Here is a 15798-nt window from a genome sequence, read left to right as displayed (position 1 = left end):
GTAGGCGCGAGCCTCACCACCACGCGCTTCAGCGCTCACCTTCGTCAGTGCCGCCGTCAGCGTCGTCTTGCCGTGGTCAACGTGACCGATCGTGCCCACGTTGACGTGCGGCTTGGTGCGTTCAAACTTTGCCTTGGACATAGCTGCAAATCCTCTTCAGATACGTTGCGCTCAGGCGCTCTTCTTGATGATGCTTTCGGCCACGCTGCTGGGCGCCTCTTCGTACTGGAGAAACTCCATCACGTAGTTTGCGCGACCCTGGCTCATGGAGCGCAGATCGGTGGCATAACCAAACATTTCCGAAAGCGGCACATTGGCGCGAATGATCTTGCCGGCCGGAGCATCTTCCATGCCCTCGACCATGCCGCGACGACGATTCAAGTCACCCATCACGTCGCCCATGTATTCTTCCGGCGTCACCACCTCGACCCGCATCACGGGCTCGAGAATTACCGGCTTGGCACGAACCGCGCCATCCTTGAACGCCATCGAACCGGCGATCTTGAACGCCATCTCGCTGGAGTCGACCTCATGGTAGGAGCCATCATAAAGCGTGGCTCGAATGTCGACCATTTCATAGCCGGCAAGCACGCCGTTCTGAAGCGCTTCCTCAATACCCTTGTCGACCGAACCGATGTAGTCCTTGGGCACGACGCCGCCGACGATCTTGTTGACGAACTCGTAGCCGCCGCCTTCGCCCATGGGCTCCAGCTTGATCTTGACGTGACCATACTGCCCGCGACCGCCCGACTGGCGCACGAACTTGCCTTCGGCGTCGACCGCCTGACGAATGGTCTCGCGGTAGGCCACCTGCGGCTTGCCGACATTGGCCTCGACCTTGAACTCGCGCTTGAGACGGTCGACGATAATGTCGAGATGAAGCTCACCCATGCCGGAAATGATGGTCTGACCGGACTCCTCGTCGGTACGCACCTGGAACGACGGGTCTTCCTGGGCCAGCTTGCCGAGGGCAACCCCCATCTTCTCCTGGTCCGCCTTGGACTTGGGCTCGACCGCCACGGCGATCACGGGATCGGGAAACTCCATGCGCTCGAGCGTGATCACGTCTGCGGGGTCACACAGCGTATCCCCGGTAGTGACGTCCTTGAGACCCACGGCGGCAGCGATGTCGCCGGCGCGAACTTCCTTGATTTCCTCGCGCGAGTTGGAGTGCATCTGCAACAGACGCCCGACGCGCTCCTTCTTGCCCTTGACCGGATTCAAGACGCTGTCACCGGCCTTGACCACGCCGGAGTAGACGCGGAAGAAGGTCAGCGAGCCCACGAACGGGTCGGTCGCGATCTTGAAGGCCAGGGCCGCAAACGGGGCCTCGTCGTCGGAGGCGCGACGCTCTTCTTCTTCGTTTTCGTTGACGCCGCGAATGTCCTTGACCTCGGTCGGCGACGGCATGTACTCCACGATGGCGTCGAGCAGCGCCTGCACACCCTTGTTCTTGAAGGCCGTACCACAGAGAACCGGCACGATCTCGTTGGCCAGCGTCTGCTGACGCAGGCCGGCGACGATCTCCTTGGTGCTGAGCTCGCCGCTCTCGAGGTACTTCTCCATCATCTCTTCGGAAGCCTCGGCGGCCGTCTCGACCAGCTGCTCATGCGCCGCCTCGGCCTCTGCCATAAGCTCGGCGGGAACATCACGGGACTCGTAGGTGGTGCCCATGTTGTCGCTGTCCCAGTAGATGGCGCGCATGCGAACCAGATCAACCACGCCCTCGAACTCCTCTTCGGCGCCAATCGGCAGCTGAATCGGAACGGGGTGACCACCGAGACGCTCCTGGATCTGCTCGACCACGCGCTGGAAATTCGCCCCGGTCCGGTCCATCTTGTTGACGAACGCCATGCGCGGCACCGAATACTTGGTCGCCTGGCGCCAGACGGTCTCCGACTGCGGCTCGACGCCGCCGACCGCGCAAAATACCGCCACGGCACCATCGAGCACCCGCAGCGAACGCTCCACCTCGATGGTGAAGTCGACGTGCCCCGGGGTATCGATGATGTTGATCCGGTACTCCGGCCAGTCCCGATCCATGCCTCTCCAGAAGCAGGTCGTGGCCGCAGACGTGATCGTGATGCCACGCTCCTGCTCCTGATCCATCCAGTCCATGACGGCACTGCCTTCATGGGTCTCACCAACCTTGTGGGAGACGCCGGTATAGAACAGGATGCGCTCGGTCGTCGTGGTCTTGCCGGCATCAATGTGCGCCATGATGCCGATATTCCGATAGCGCTCGATGGATGTTTTGCGTGACACTGTTAGAAACCTCGGTTGCTTTGCTACTTACCAGCGGTAGTGGGCGAACGCCTTGTTGGCCTCGGCCATCCGATGAACATCCTCGCGCCTTCTCACGGCTGCACCACGCTCCTCCATGGCGTCGAGGAGCTCTCCAGCCAGGCGCAGCGGCATGCTGTTCTCGCCCCGCTTGCGAGCGGCGTCGATGACCCAGCGCATGGCCAGGGCCTGCTGCCGCTTCGGCCGAACTTCGACGGGCACCTGATAGGTGGCCCCGCCGACGCGACGCGACTTGACCTCGACTGCCGGCGCGACGTGATCCAGCGCCTGTTCGACACCGGCGAGCGGCTCGGCATTGCCCCGAGCCTCGATCGCGTCGATGGCGCCGTAGACGATACGCTCAGCGACGGACTTCTTGCCGTCAACCATCACCATATTGATGAAACGAGCGATCATCTCGCTGCCAAACCGGGGATCCGGCAGGATTTCGCGCTCAAAATTCGAATGCTTGCGGGACATTGATCTGCTTCCGTCAGTTCTTGGGGCGCTTGGCGCCATACTTGGAGCGACCCTGGCGACGATCGGAGACGCCGGCGGTATCAAGGCTGCCGCGCACGGTGTGATAACGCACACCGGGAAGGTCCTTGACACGGCCGCCACGAATCAGCACCACCGAGTGCTCCTGAAGGTTGTGCCCCTCACCACCGATGTAGCTACTCACCTCGTAGCCGTTGGTCAGGCGCACACGCGCGACCTTGCGAAGGGCCGAGTTCGGCTTCTTCGGCGTGGTGGTGTACACTCGGGTGCACACGCCGCGCTTCTGAGGTGAGGCCTCGAGCGCGGGCACGTTTGAAGTCGTTTCCTGGGGCCGCCTTGGTTTGCGGACCAATTGATTGATCGTCGCCATAGTATTTTGCTATCACAAGAAAATAAACGACAGGCCGTTGAAGTCGGCCTGTCGAAGAACGGGAATATTAAGGGGCGCGCCGCTCGCTGTCAAGGGGTATTGGCAACAGCGCGCAACTTTCCTGACAATCGGCAGCCCAGAGCACAGAACTGACCCGCCCGGAAGAGCGCCATGGCGGCACCGAAGACCGGCGCCGCCACGGCTCCTCCGTCACTCCTCGGCGTCGCCGCCGGCCGACTCCTCGGCCCTGGACTCCTCCGCCTCCGAAGCGCGCAGCATCGCGGCCAGCTCGGCATCGGCCTCATCGTGGCGCCGCTCCTTGCGGCGCCGGGCTGCGACCCGACCGGTTCCAGCCGGGATCAGACGCCCGACAATCACGTTCTCCTTCAGGCCGCGCAGATTGTCGACCGTGCCGCGGACCGCGGCCTCGGTGAGCACGCGCGTGGTTTCCTGGAAGGAGGCCGCAGAGATGAAGGACTCGGTCGCCAGCGAGGCCTTGGTGATACCCAGCAGAACAATCTGGTACTTCGGCGGAATCTTGCCGGCCTGCTCCAGACGCTCGGCCTCCTCGATGGCTCGCGTGGCCTCGACCTGCTCGCCCCTGAGGAACGCACTGTCGCCGGGATCGATGATCTCGGCCTTGCGCAACATCTGGCGAATCACGACCTCGATGTGCTTGTCGTTGATACCCACACCCTGCAGACGATAGACGTCCTGGATCTCCTGAACCAGATAATCGGCCAGCCTCTCCACGCCCAGCAAGCGCAGGATGTCGTGCGGGTTGGGCTCACCATCGACCACGGTCTCGCCCTTGGCCATGTGCTCGCCTTCAAATACCAGCACCTGGCGCCACTTGGGAATCAGCTCCTCGTGCGTGTCACCATTCTCGTCGGTGATCACCAGGCGCTGCTTGCCCTTGGTTTCCTTGCCATAGCTGACCACCCCGGTAGCTTCGGCAAGGATCGCGCCCTCCTTGGGCTTGCGGGCCTCGAACAGGTCGGCTACCCGCGGCAGACCACCGGTGATGTCACGGGTCTTGGAAGACGCCTGCGGAATTCGCGCCACAACGTCCCCGACCTTGAGCTCCTGGCCGTCGCTACAGTTGATGACCGCACCCGCCGGCAGGTAATACTGCGCTGGCTGTTCGGTACCCGGGATATTGAGGACCTTGCCCTTTGCATCGAGCAGGCGGATCATCGGCCGCAGATCCCGGCCTTCCGAGCCGCGCTTCTTCGGGTCGGTGACGACCATCGAGGTCAGGCCGGTAATCTCATCGACCTCCTCCTCGACGGTGACGCCGGCAATGAAGTCGTGGAAGCTGGCCACGCCGGCGAGCTCCACGACGACGGGATGGGTGTGGGGGTCCCAGTTGGCAACCCGCTGCCCGACATCGACGCTGTCGCCTTCCTTGATGTGCAGCAATGCACCGTAGGGGATCTTGTAGCGCTCACGCTCGCGCCCGTGGCTGTCAATCAGCGACAGCTCGCCCGAGCGCGAAACCGCGACCAGCTTGCCGTCGACGTTCTCCACCGACTTGAGGTTGTAGAGCCGCACGGTACCCGCCGACTTGACCTCGATGTGGTCCACGGCGACCGCTCTTGAGGCGGCACCACCAATGTGGAACGTGCGCATGGTCAGCTGGGTGCCCGGCTCGCCGATGGACTGCGCTGCAATCACACCCACGGCCTCGCCCTGATTGACCATCGAGCCGCGCGCCAGATCCCGACCATAGCAGGCGGCGCAGATACCGTGACGCGTCTCGCAGGTGATCGCTGAACGCACCAGCACGCGGTCGACGCCGTTGGTTTCCAGGATCTCGACCCATTCTTCATCGAGAAGCGTACCGCGCGGGCAGAGCACCTCGTCGCTGTCCGCCGGGTAGATGTCTTCGGCGACCACCCGCCCGAGCACGCGCTGACGCAGCGGCTCGACGACGTCGCCGCCCTCCACGATCGGCAGCATTTCCAGGCCACGTTCGGTACCACAGTCCTCCTCGATGACCACCAGGTCCTGGGCCACGTCGACCAGGCGACGGGTCAGATAGCCGGAGTTGGCGGTCTTGAGCGCCGTATCGGCCAGCCCCTTGCGGGCACCGTGGGTCGAGATGAAGTACTGAAGCACGTTGAGGCCTTCGCGGAAGTTGGCCGTGATCGGTGTCTCGATGATCGAGCCATCGGGCTTGGCCATCAGGCCGCGCATGCCGGCAAGCTGCCGAATCTGGGCCGCCGAACCACGGGCGCCGGAGTCCGCCATGATATAGATCGAGTTCATCGAGTCTTCCTCGACCTCATCACCGTCGCTGTCGACACGCTGACGCTTGCCGATGCGCTTCATCATCGCTCGGGCGACTTCCTCGTTGGTGCGCGACCAGATGTCGACCACCTTGTTGTAGCGCTCGCCGGACGTCACCACGCCGGAGGCGTACTGGTCCTGAATATCGAGCACTTCCTTTTCAGCACGCTCGAGAATGGCCTTCTTCTCCGGCGGCACCTGGAGATCATCGAGGCAGATCGAGACCCCGGCGCGCGTTGAGTAGGCAAAACCGGTGTACATCAGCTGGTCGGCAAAGATCACGGTCTTTTTCAGACCCAGCTTGCGGTAGCACTCGTCGATCAGCTTCGAGACCTGCTTTTTCTTGAGCACCTGATTGACCAGCTCGAAGGGCAGGCCCATCGGCAGAATCTCGCGCAGCAGCGCGCGCCCGACCGTGGTCTGATAGCGATTCTGGACTTCGGTTTCGTTGCCCTCCTCGTCAATCTCCACTTCGCGAACGCGGACGGTGACCGCCGCTTGCAGCTCCACCTTGTGATTGGAGTAGGCACGATTGACCTCGCCAACGCTCGAGAAGTACATGCCCTCCCCCTTGGCGCCGGCGTTCTCGCGCGTCATGTAGTACAGCCCCAGCACCACGTCCTGGGTGGGCACGATGATCGGCTCGCCGCTGGCCGGAGACAGGATGTTGTTCGATGACATCATCAGGGCCCGCGACTCGAGCTGCGCCTCCAGCGACAGCGGCACGTGAACGGCCATCTGGTCGCCGTCGAAGTCGGCGTTGTAAGCGGTGCAGACCAGCGGGTGCAGCTGGATGGCCTTGCCCTCGATCAGCACCGGCTCGAAAGCCTGGATGCCGAGCCGATGGAGCGTAGGGGCGCGGTTGAGCAGCACCGGATGTTCGCGGATGACTTCTTCGAGAATATCCCAGACTTCGGGCTCTTCGCGTTCGACCAGCTTCTTGGCCGCCTTGATGGTCATGGCCAGCCCGCGACGCTGCAGCTTGGAGAAGATGAACGGCTTGAACAGCTCCAGCGCCATCTTCTTGGGCAGGCCGCACTCGTGCAGCTTGAGCGTGGGACCGACCACAATGACCGAGCGCCCGGAGTAGTCCACGCGCTTGCCCAGCAGGTTCTGGCGGAAGCGCCCCTGCTTGCCCTTGATCATGTCGGCCAACGACTTCAGCGGGCGCTTGTTGGTGCCCGTGATGGCGCGGCCGCGGCGACCATTGTCCAGCAGTGCGTCAACCGACTCCTGCAGCATGCGTTTCTCGTTGCGCACGATGATATCGGGCGCGTTGAGCTCGAGCAGACGCTTGAGGCGATTGTTGCGGTTGATCACGCGCCGGTAGAGATCATTGAGATCCGAGGTGGCAAAGCGACCACCGTCAAGCGGCACCAGTGGACGCAGATCCGGCGGCAGCACCGGCAGCACGGTCAGGATCATGTACTCGGGACGGTTGCCCGAATCAATGAACGCCTCCATCAGCTTGATGCGGTTGGACAGACGCTTGATCTTGGTCTGTGAGCGCGTTGCTGCAATCTCTTCGCGCAACTGTGCCAGCTCGGCGTTGAGGTCGATGTTCTTGAGCAGCTCGAAGATGGCCTCGGCGCCCATGCGGGCGTCGAACTCATCGCCGTATTCCTGCATCGCATCGAGATACTCTTCGTCGGTCAGCAGCTGGCCACGCTCGAGCATGGTCATGCCCGGATCGAGCACCAGGTACGACTCGAAGTAGAGAATGCGCTCGATGTCCCGCAGGGTCATGTCGAGTATCAAGCCAATACGGCTGGGCAGTGACTTCAGGAACCAGATGTGCGCCACCGGCGAGGCCAGGTCGATATGCCCCATGCGCTCGCGGCGCACCTTGGTCAGCGTCACTTCGGTGCCGCACTTCTCGCACTTGACCCCGCGGTGCTTCATGCGCTTGTATTTGCCGCACAGGCACTCGTAGTCCTTGACCGGCCCGAAGACGGCGGCGCAGAAAAGCCCCTCGCGCTCCGGCCTGAAGGTGCGATAGTTGATGGTTTCCGGCTTCTTGACCTCGCCGAAAGACCAGGATCGGATCAGCTCCGGCGGAGCCAGCCCGATGCGAATCGCGTCAAATTCCGTAATCTGGTTCTGACGCTTGTACAGATTGAAAAGGTCGCGCACTTGCTGCCTCCTCTAAGGGGATCAGGACTCTTCGAGTTCGATGTTGATGCCCAGCGAGCGGATTTCCTTCACCAGCACGTTGAAGGACTCCGGCATGCCTGCGGTCATCTGATAATTGCCGTCGACGATGGACTTGTACATCTGGTTACGGCCCTGCACATCGTCGGACTTGACGGTGAGCATTTCCTGCAGGGTGTAGGCTGCGCCATAGGCCTCCAGCGCCCAGACCTCCATCTCGCCGAAGCGCTGCCCGCCGAACTGGGCCTTGCCGCCCAGTGGCTGCTGCGTCACCAGCGAATACGGGCCGGTCGAGCGGGCATGCATCTTGTCGTCCACCAGGTGGTTGAGCTTGAGCATGTACATGTAGCCCACCGTGACGGGACGATCAAAGGGATTGCCCGTACGGCCGTCATAGAGCGTCATCTGCCCGGTTTCGGGCATGTCGCCCATCTGCAGCAGCTTCTTGATCTCGTCTTCGTTGGCGCCGTCGAACACCGGGGTCGCCATCGGTACACCACCACGGAGATTGCCGGCCATCTCCAGCACTTCGTCTTCGGTGAACTGCGCCATATCCACGCGACCGTCCCGGTCGGAGTTGTAGATATCGCTCAGGAAGCCGCGGATCTTCTCCGTCTTCTGTTCGGTCTCGAGCATTTCCTCGATCTTGCGGCCCAGGCCGCGAGCGGCCAGCCCCAGATGCGTTTCCAGCACCTGCCCGATATTCATTCTCGAAGGCACGCCCAGCGGGTTGAGAATGAGATCCACCGGCGTGCCGTCTTCCATGAATGGCATATCTTCGGTCGGAACGATGGTCGAGATCACGCCCTTGTTACCGTGGCGCCCGGCCATCTTGTCGCCCGGCTGCATGTGGCGCTTGACGGCCAGATAGACCTTGACCATCTTGAGCACCGCTGGTGCCAGTTCGTCACCGCGCGTGATCTTCTCCTTCTTCTCCTCGAAGCGCTTGTCGAACTCCTTGCGCTGTCCTTCGATCTGGCGGGCAGCACGCTCGAGCGTTTCCTGCGCTTCTTCACTGCGCATGCGCAGCTTGAACCAGTCGTCGCGCTTGAGTTCGCCAAGATAGGTCTTGGTGACCTTTGCGCCCTTCTTCAGACCGGAGGGGCCCTTGTCGGCCACCTTGCCGACCAGCACCGACTCCAGGCGGGCAAAAATAGCCTCCTCCATGATCCGCAGCTGGTCGTCCAGGTCCTGACGAACCTGGCGAATCTCCTGCTTTTCGATGGCAATCGCACGCGCGTCCTTGTCCACGCCTTCCCGGGTGAACACCTGAACGTCGATCACGGTGCCGTCCATGCCCGTGGGCACGCGCAGCGAAGTGTCCTTGACGTCCGACGCCTTCTCGCCAAAGATGGCGCGCAGCAGCTTCTCTTCCGGCGTCAGCTGAGCCTCGCCCTTGGGCGTGACCTTGCCAACCAGAATATCGCCGGCCTTGACCTCGGCGCCGATGTAGACAATGCCCGACTCGTCGAGCTTGGCCAGCGTCGACTCACCGACGTTGGGAATGTCGGCCGAAATCTCTTCGGAACCCAGCTTGGTGTCGCGGGCAACGCAGGTCAGCTCTTCGATGTGAATCGAAGTGAAGCGGTTCTCTTCGACGACGCGCTCGGAAATCAGGATGGAGTCCTCGAAGTTGTAACCGTTCCAGGGCATGAAGGCACACAGCATGTTCTGCCCGAGAGCGAGTTCGCCCAGATCGGTCGATGGCCCGTCAGCAAGAACGTCACCTGCCTGGATCACGTCGCCCACCTTGACCAGCGGACGCTGGTTCATGCAGGTGTTCTGGTTGGAGCGCTCGTACTTGACCAGGCTGTAGATATCGACACCCGGATCATTGACGCCTACCTCGTCGTCGTTGACGCGAACCACAATCCGGCCGGCGTCGACCTGATCGACCACGCCACCCCGCTTTGCAACCTTGGTCACGCCCGAGTCGGTAGCCACGGCACGTTCCATGCCGGTACCGACCAGCGGCTTGTCCACCCGCAGCGTCGGAACGGCCTGGCGCTGCATGTTGGCTCCCATCAGGGCGCGGTTGGCATCGTCATGCTCCAGAAACGGAACGATGGAAGCAGCCACCGACACGATCTGCCGCGGAGACACGTCCATGTAGTCGATCTCGTCGGGCCGCTTGAGCGTGAACTCGCCCTGGAAGCGGCACGGGACGAGCTCATCGATGAATTTCTTGTCCTTGTCCAGCTCCGCGTTGGCCTGGGCAATCACGTACTCGCCCTCCTCGATGGCCGACAGATACTCGACCTCCTCGGAGACCTGGCTGTCGCCGACTTTACGGTAGGCAGTCTCGAGAAACCCGTACTCGTTGGTGCGTGCATAGCAGGCCAGCGAGTTGATCAGGCCGATGTTGGGGCCTTCAGGCGTCTCGATCGGACACAGGCGACCATAGTGCGTCGGATGAACATCGCGCACTTCGAAGCCGGCGCGCTCACGCGTCAGGCCGCCCGGCCCGAGTGCAGAAACGCGTCGCTTGTGGGTCACTTCCGAAAGCGGATTGTTCTGGTCCATGAACTGCGACAGCTGCGATGAACCGAAGAACTCCTTGACCGCAGCCGCCACCGGCTTGGCGTTGATCAGGTCCTGCGGCGAAGAGCCTTCGCTCTCGACCGTGGTCAAACGCTCACGCACCACGCGCTCCACGCGCACCAGGCCGATGCGGAAGGCATTCTCTGCCATCTCTCCGACCGAGCGTACGCGCCGATTGCCCAGGTGGTCGATGTCATCGACCGTGCCGTTGCCGTTGCGGATATCGATCAGCACCCGCAGCACCTCGAGAATGTCGTCGCGATCAAGGACACCCGGGCCCTCGATATCCTTGCGACCGACGCGGCGGTTGAACTTCATGCGACCGACCGCCGACAGGTCATACCGATCGGAGGTGAAGAACAGGTTGTTGAACAGGTTCTGCGCCGCTTCCTTGGTCGGCGGCTCACCCGGGCGCATCATCTTGTAGATCTCCCACAGCGCTTCGAGCTCGTTGCTGGTGGGATCGATGCGCAAGGTGTTGGAGATATAGGGACCCTGGTCGAGATCATTGACGTAGAGCACGTTGAAGCGCCTGATCTTGGCCTCGCGCATGGCCTCGAGCACCTCTTCGGTGACCTCGTCATTGGCCTTGGCCACGAGTTCGCCCGAACCGGTGTCGACCACATCCTGGGCGAGAATCTTGCCAATCAGATAGTCATCGGGAACGTCGAGTGTCTTTACACCCGCCTGCTCGATGAGCTTGACGTGGCGTGCGGTAATTCGCCTGTCCTTCTCGACGATGACCTTGCCGTCAGCATCGACGATATCGAACAACGCCGACTCGCCGCGCAGGCGCTGCGGCACCAGATCGATCTTGCCGTCGCCCTTGCGCAAGGTAACCCGGGTCTTATCGAAGAAGTAATCGAGCATTTCTTCTTCATTCATACCCAACGCGCGCAACAGAATCGTTACCGGCAGCTTGCGGCGACGGTCGATACGCGTGAAGATGCAATCCTTGGGGTCGTACTCGAAGTCCAGCCACGATCCGCGGTAGGGAATCACCCGCGCCGAGTAGAGCAGCTTGCCCGAAGAGTGGGTCTTGCCCTTGTCATGGTCGTAGAACACGCCCGGCGAGCGGTGCATCTGGTTGACGATGACGCGCTCGGTGCCGTTGACGATGAACGTACCGGTATCGGTCATCAGCGGCAGGTCGCCCATATAGACGTCCTGCTCCTTGACCTCCTTGACGCGCTTGTTCTTGGCGGGACTGTCCTTGTCATAGATGATCAAACGCACCTTGACCCGCAGCGGCGCGGTATAGCTCATGCCCCTGAGCTTGCATTCGCTGACGTCGAACTCGGGACTGCCCAGCTCGTAATCGACGTATTCCAGCGCGGCATTGCCGGAGTAACTGCTGATCGGGAACACTGAATTGAGCGCCCCCTGCAGCCCCAGCTCCCGACGATCAGTCCGTGAGACACCTTGCTGCAGGAACTGCTTGTACGATTCGATCTGGGTTGACAGAAGGAACGGCACCTCGAGCACCTGTGGATGCTTGCCGAAATCCTTGCGAATGCGCTTCTTTTCCGTGAAGGAGTAGCTCATGAGCTTCTTTCCCACCTGGTATTGCGTCGGCCGGGACTTGTCATACAATGCTGCCGTGGCACCCGGTTACATCCCTGGGCAGCGACCACTTGCGTGGTACAAACGGGAGCGGGCCGGGCACCTGTTCGGCACCCAGCCCTGCTTCCAGAAAACAACTGAGTCTGCGGAATGGTTACTTGACCTCGACGGCCGCGCCCGCTTCTTCCAGCTGCTTCTTGATGTCTTCCGATTCGTCCTTCTCCACGCCTTCCTTGACCGGAGCCGGTGCGCTCTCGACCAGGCCCTTGGCTTCCTTCAGGCCCAGGCCCGTGATCGCACGGACTGCCTTGATGACGGCCACCTTGTTGTCGCCAAAGCTGGTGAGAACCACGTCGAACTCGGTCTGCTCTTCGGCGGCAGCGGCTTCGCCACCACCGGCGGCGCCGCCGGCAGCAACGGCCACCGGTGCAGCGGCAGAGACATCGAACTTCTCTTCCATGGCTTCGATGAGGTCAACGACCTCCATCACGCTCATGTTGGAAATGGTTTCGAGAATATCTTCTTTTGAAACGGCCATTTTCAGTTACTCCAGATAGGATTCAAACTTGTCTTGATAGTCAAAAGGTGATTCAGGCAGCCTGCTTGCTGTCCCGAACCGCTGCGACCGTGCGAACCAGCTTGGTGTGCGGCTCGGCAAGGGTACGAACAAACTTCTCGATCGGCGCCTTCATGACACCCATCAGCATGGCAATCGCCTGATCGCGCGTCGGCAGCTTGGCCAGCCGCTTGATCTCGCCTGGATCGTGCAGCTGCGCGCCGATGGCAACCAGCCGCGTGATCAGCTTGTCGTTATCCTTGGCGTACTCATCGATCAGGCGCGCTGCCGCACCCGGATCCTCCATGGAAAACGCAAACAGCAGCGGACCGGTCAGACTCTCGGCCATGCATTCGAAGTCCGTACCCTCAACGGCACGCTTGACAAGCGTGTTCTTGGCAACCTTCAGGTAGACGCCTTCGCCGCGCGCCTTCTTGCGCAGCTCGGTCATCTCACTGACGGTCAGCCCACGGTACTCGGCAGCAATCGCAGAATGCGCGGTCCTCGCCGCATCGGCGACTTCCGCCACAACCGCCTTCTTTTGCTCGAGTGTGAGCGCCATTGGCTACCTCCGTTGAGGAAATTCCTGCATTCCTTCCGCAGGTGTTTCCAGTTTCAATCTCTTGCAGAGATCGTTACCATCCACGGTTTTTACACCGTGATCCTTGGTGGCCGTTCCTCCCGTTGCCGGGAAGGTCGGGCGACACCATCTACGCGGGCGGCTGTTTCAAAAGCCATTACCTTGGCCGGCTCACGCCGACTTTCGACCCGCGGTCTTGGACGGGCACCTCCCTGGGGAGGCGAACGCCCGCTCGAGAGAGTGTCAAGTGTTCAGTGTGAAGTGTGAAGATAGCGCCGTCTGTGTGCGCTCTCGCGCCCTGCCAGGCTCCAGCCGCCTTCGCACTCCTCACTCAACAACAAACACAACTCCAGATTTCGAACTTTCCTGAAGCGTCCAGCGGAGCCTTTCTTCACACTTCACGCTGAACACTTCACGCTTTTTCAATTCAAATGCTCAAACTGCCGGCATCGACCATCAGCCCGGGGCCCATCGTGGTCGAAACCGCGATCCTGCGCAGGTACTGCCCCTTGGCCGCAGCAGGCTTGGAGCGGACCAGCTCGGTGACCAGCGCCTGCAGATTCTCACGCAGGGCATCGACCTCGAAATCAACCTTGCCGATGGTGGTATGAACAATGCCGCCCTTGTCGATACGGAACTGAACCTGGCCGGCCTTCGCGTTCTGCACCGCGGTCTCGACATCGGTGGTCACCGTACCCACTTTCGGGTTGGGCATGAGCCCTCGCGGCCCCAGCACCTGGCCCAGCTTGCCGACCACCCGCATGGCGTCCGGGGTGGCAATGCAGACGTCAAAGTCGATGGTGCCGCCCTGGATGGTCTCGGCCAGATCATCCATGCCGACGATATCGGCGCCCGCGGCCTCGGCCTTCTCGGCATTTTCGCCCTGAGCGAACACGGCCACCCGGACGCTCTTGCCCGTGCCGTGCGGCAGCACCAACGCGCCGCGAACCACCTGGTCCGACTTGCGCGGATCAACGCCCAGTCGAACCGCCACATCCACCGACTCGGTGAACTTGACCTTGCTCAGCGACCTCAGCAGGCCCAGAGCCTCATCTACGCCGTAAACCTTGCCCGGCTCTACTTGCTCGCGAATTGCGCGAAGACGCTTCGACCTGGCCATCACTCCACTCCTTCCACATTCAGACCCATGCTGCGGGCGCTACCGGCAATGGTGCGCACCGCTGCATCGATATCGGCGGCCGTCAGATCGGGCTCTTTCATCTTGGCGATCTCTGCCAGCTGCTCCCGGGTCACGGTGCCCACCTTGCTGGTGTTCGGCTCACCGGAGCCTTTCTGAATATTCGCCGCCTTGCGCAGAAGCACCGCCGCCGGCGGCGTCTTGGTAACGAAGCTGAAGCTGCGATCGCTGAAAACGGTAATCACGACCGGGATCGGCAGCCCGGCCTCGACGTCCTGGGTCTCGGCGTTGAACGCCTTGCAGAACTCCATGATATTGACGCCGTGCTGACCAAGCGCCGGGCCCACGGGCGGGCTCGGGTTGGCCTGGCCGGCCGGCACCTGCAGCTTGATGTAACCGGTGACTTTCTTAGCCATTCTGTATCTCCTCGGGTTCTGGCGCCGGGCCACTTACGACCATCGGCTCCCCGTTTGGTTTCAAATTCCGGACCTGCAAGCAAGTCCGGGTTTCCTTGATCCTCCTTCACCCGGCCCGGAGCCGGCTGCAAGGAGATCCCGGATCGGAGTCCGGGATGGAAAAGCCGGAACGCGGCGCGTTACAGCTTCTCCACCTGATTGAAGTCCAGCTCGACCGGCGTGGACCTACCGAAAATCGACACCGCCACGCGCAGCCTGCTCTTTTCGTAGTTGATCTCTTCGACCACGCCACTGAAGTCGTTGAATGGCCCCTCGATGACCCGTACCATCTCGCCGGGCTCGAAGAGCACCTTGGGCCGCGGTTTGTCGACACCCTCCTGCACACGCTGCAGAATGGCGTCGGCTTCCGCCTCGCTGATCGGCGCTGGCCGATCCTGACGCCCGCCGATGAAACCCATCACCTTGGGCACGCCCTTGACCAGGTGCCAGGTGTCATCGTTCATTTCCATTTCCACAAGCACGTAGCCGGGGAAGAACTTGCGCTCGCTGCGTCGCTTCACGCCCTTGCGCATCTCCACGACATCTTCGGTGGGGACCAGCACCTCACCGAACATGTCCTCCATCTCGGCGCGCTTGATGCGCTCTTCCAGAGAGCGCTTGACGACCTTCTCGAAGCCCGAGTAGGCATGCACCACATACCACTGCTTGGCCATCAACTGCCCCCACTGCCGATCAGGTGGCGAACAATCCAGCCAAACACGGTATCCATGATGAACAGCAGAATCGAGGCAACGACCGTCAGCACGATCACGACCAGCGTGGTCTGCACAGTTTCGCTGCGAGTCGGCCAGACCACTTTCCGGCGCTCGACGTCCGCCTCGCGCAGGAAGAAAAAGAAGTCCCGCCCACGCGTGGTCTGCGCAACCACAAAGGCCGCGATCACGATCGCGGCCAGCAACCCGGCGGCCCGGATCGGTGTGATCACGTCGCCGGCGAAGTGGTAAAAACCGTAAAAACCGGCAGCAACAATCAGCAGACCGACGGGCCAGAGCAGGTAGTCGCGTGCAGACATCTTTTCAGCAGCCATTGAGTTGCCTTGCTTGATCAGTGGCAGGCGAGGAGGGACTCGAACCCCCAACCTGCGGTTTTGGAGACCGCTGCTCTGCCAGTTGAGCTACTCGCCTAATTCAGTTGCAGGCTCTGATTCTACAGCCCCGGGCCGACCACCGCGGACGGCCCGAAGCTGAAAACCGACCTGCGATTCATCACTCGATGATTTTCGACACCACGCCGGCACCCACGGTACGGCCGCCTTCGCGAATGGCGAAGCGCAGACCCTCTTCCATGGCGATCGGCGCGATCAGCTTGACGGTCATCTGCACGTTGTCGCCGGGCATCACCATCTCGGTG

At 61.7% G+C, this 15798-nt stretch carries 13 protein-coding genes and 1 tRNA gene; all 14 read right to left on the bottom strand.

The window, feature by feature from the left end; translation table 11 throughout:
* On the bottom strand, nucleotides 1–141 hold a 141-nt coding region (locus ACEWQZ_RS01145), incomplete at its 3' end, for a GTP-binding protein (RefSeq protein ID WP_476481236.1).
* Nucleotides 142–171: 30 nt separating this feature from the next.
* A complete protein-coding gene (fusA, locus tag ACEWQZ_RS01140) occupies nucleotides 172–2265 on the bottom strand; it encodes an elongation factor G (protein WP_476481234.1) in 2094 nt (697 codons plus the stop codon).
* 27 nt (nucleotides 2266–2292) lie between these two features.
* The gene (gene rpsG / locus ACEWQZ_RS01135) at nucleotides 2293–2763 is read right to left on the bottom strand and encodes a 30S ribosomal protein S7 (protein WP_476481233.1); all 471 of its coding nucleotides are present in this window, start codon (nucleotides 2761–2763) and stop codon (nucleotides 2293–2295) included.
* 13 nt (nucleotides 2764–2776) lie between these two features.
* Nucleotides 2777–3151: a 30S ribosomal protein S12 gene (rpsL, locus tag ACEWQZ_RS01130; protein ID WP_476481232.1), complete on the bottom strand. Its 375-nt coding sequence runs from the start codon at nucleotides 3149–3151 to the stop codon at nucleotides 2777–2779.
* A 210-nt stretch (nucleotides 3152–3361) separates the two neighbouring features.
* On the bottom strand, nucleotides 3362–7576 hold the full coding sequence (gene rpoC, locus ACEWQZ_RS01125; RefSeq protein ID WP_476481231.1) for a DNA-directed RNA polymerase subunit beta': 4215 nt from the start codon (nucleotides 7574–7576) through the stop codon (nucleotides 3362–3364).
* Nucleotides 7577–7597: 21 nt separating this feature from the next.
* The gene (gene rpoB, locus ACEWQZ_RS01120; RefSeq protein ID WP_476481230.1) at nucleotides 7598–11680 is read right to left on the bottom strand and encodes a DNA-directed RNA polymerase subunit beta; all 4083 of its coding nucleotides are present in this window, start codon (nucleotides 11678–11680) and stop codon (nucleotides 7598–7600) included.
* 172 nt (nucleotides 11681–11852) lie between these two features.
* Nucleotides 11853–12236, bottom strand: coding sequence for a 50S ribosomal protein L7/L12 (rplL, locus tag ACEWQZ_RS01115; RefSeq protein ID WP_476481229.1), 384 nt, complete (start codon nucleotides 12234–12236; stop codon nucleotides 11853–11855).
* A 52-nt stretch (nucleotides 12237–12288) separates the two neighbouring features.
* Nucleotides 12289–12816: a 50S ribosomal protein L10 gene (gene rplJ, locus ACEWQZ_RS01110; RefSeq protein WP_476481228.1), complete on the bottom strand. Its 528-nt coding sequence runs from the start codon at nucleotides 12814–12816 to the stop codon at nucleotides 12289–12291.
* Between the two features lie 445 nt (nucleotides 12817–13261).
* Nucleotides 13262–13954 (bottom strand): 50S ribosomal protein L1, encoded by a 693-nt coding sequence (gene rplA, locus ACEWQZ_RS01105; RefSeq protein ID WP_476481227.1) that lies wholly within the window; start codon nucleotides 13952–13954, stop codon nucleotides 13262–13264.
* Entirely contained in the window at nucleotides 13954–14388 is a 435-nt protein-coding gene (rplK, locus tag ACEWQZ_RS01100; RefSeq protein WP_476481226.1) for a 50S ribosomal protein L11, read from the bottom strand. Before rplK ends, rplA begins: the two co-directional genes overlap by 1 nt.
* A 179-nt stretch (nucleotides 14389–14567) precedes the next feature.
* Nucleotides 14568–15101, bottom strand: coding sequence for a transcription termination/antitermination protein NusG (gene nusG / locus ACEWQZ_RS01095; RefSeq protein WP_476481225.1), 534 nt, complete (start codon nucleotides 15099–15101; stop codon nucleotides 14568–14570).
* Entirely contained in the window at nucleotides 15101–15475 is a 375-nt protein-coding gene (secE, locus tag ACEWQZ_RS01090) for a preprotein translocase subunit SecE (protein WP_476481224.1), read from the bottom strand. The genes nusG and secE overlap by 1 nt, the downstream gene beginning before the upstream one ends.
* A gap of 21 nt (nucleotides 15476–15496) precedes the next feature.
* Nucleotides 15497–15572 (bottom strand) — tRNA-Trp (locus tag ACEWQZ_RS01085).
* 81 nt (nucleotides 15573–15653) lie between these two features.
* Nucleotides 15654–15798: EF-Tu C-terminal domain-related protein (locus tag ACEWQZ_RS01080; protein WP_476481235.1), on the bottom strand; the 145-nt coding region annotated here is incomplete at its 5' end.

The organism is Wenzhouxiangella sp. YN1, assembly GCF_056324145.1.
Note: the sequence above shows the minus strand (reverse complement) of the source record. Positions and strands in the feature narration are given on the sequence as shown.

Bases quoted from the DNA above. Each gene is read 5' to 3' on its own strand.
- rpsG (WP_476481233.1), bottom strand. From the start codon at position 2,763: ATGTCCCGCAAGCATTCGAATTTTGAGCGCGAAATCCTGCCGGATCCC.
- rpsL (WP_476481232.1), bottom strand. From the start codon at position 3,151: ATGGCGACGATCAATCAATTGGTCCGCAAACCAAGGCGGCCCCAGGAA.
- rpoB (WP_476481230.1), bottom strand. From the start codon at position 11,680: ATGAGCTACTCCTTCACGGAAAAGAAGCGCATTCGCAAGGATTTCGGC.
- rplL (WP_476481229.1), bottom strand. From the start codon at position 12,236: ATGGCCGTTTCAAAAGAAGATATTCTCGAAACCATTTCCAACATGAGC.
- rplJ (WP_476481228.1), bottom strand. From the start codon at position 12,816: ATGGCGCTCACACTCGAGCAAAAGAAGGCGGTTGTGGCGGAAGTCGCC.
- rplA (WP_476481227.1), bottom strand. From the start codon at position 13,954: ATGGCCAGGTCGAAGCGTCTTCGCGCAATTCGCGAGCAAGTAGAGCCG.
- rplK (WP_476481226.1), bottom strand. From the start codon at position 14,388: ATGGCTAAGAAAGTCACCGGTTACATCAAGCTGCAGGTGCCGGCCGGC.
- nusG (WP_476481225.1), bottom strand. From the start codon at position 15,101: ATGGCCAAGCAGTGGTATGTGGTGCATGCCTACTCGGGCTTCGAGAAG.
- secE (WP_476481224.1), bottom strand. From the start codon at position 15,475: ATGGCTGCTGAAAAGATGTCTGCACGCGACTACCTGCTCTGGCCCGTC.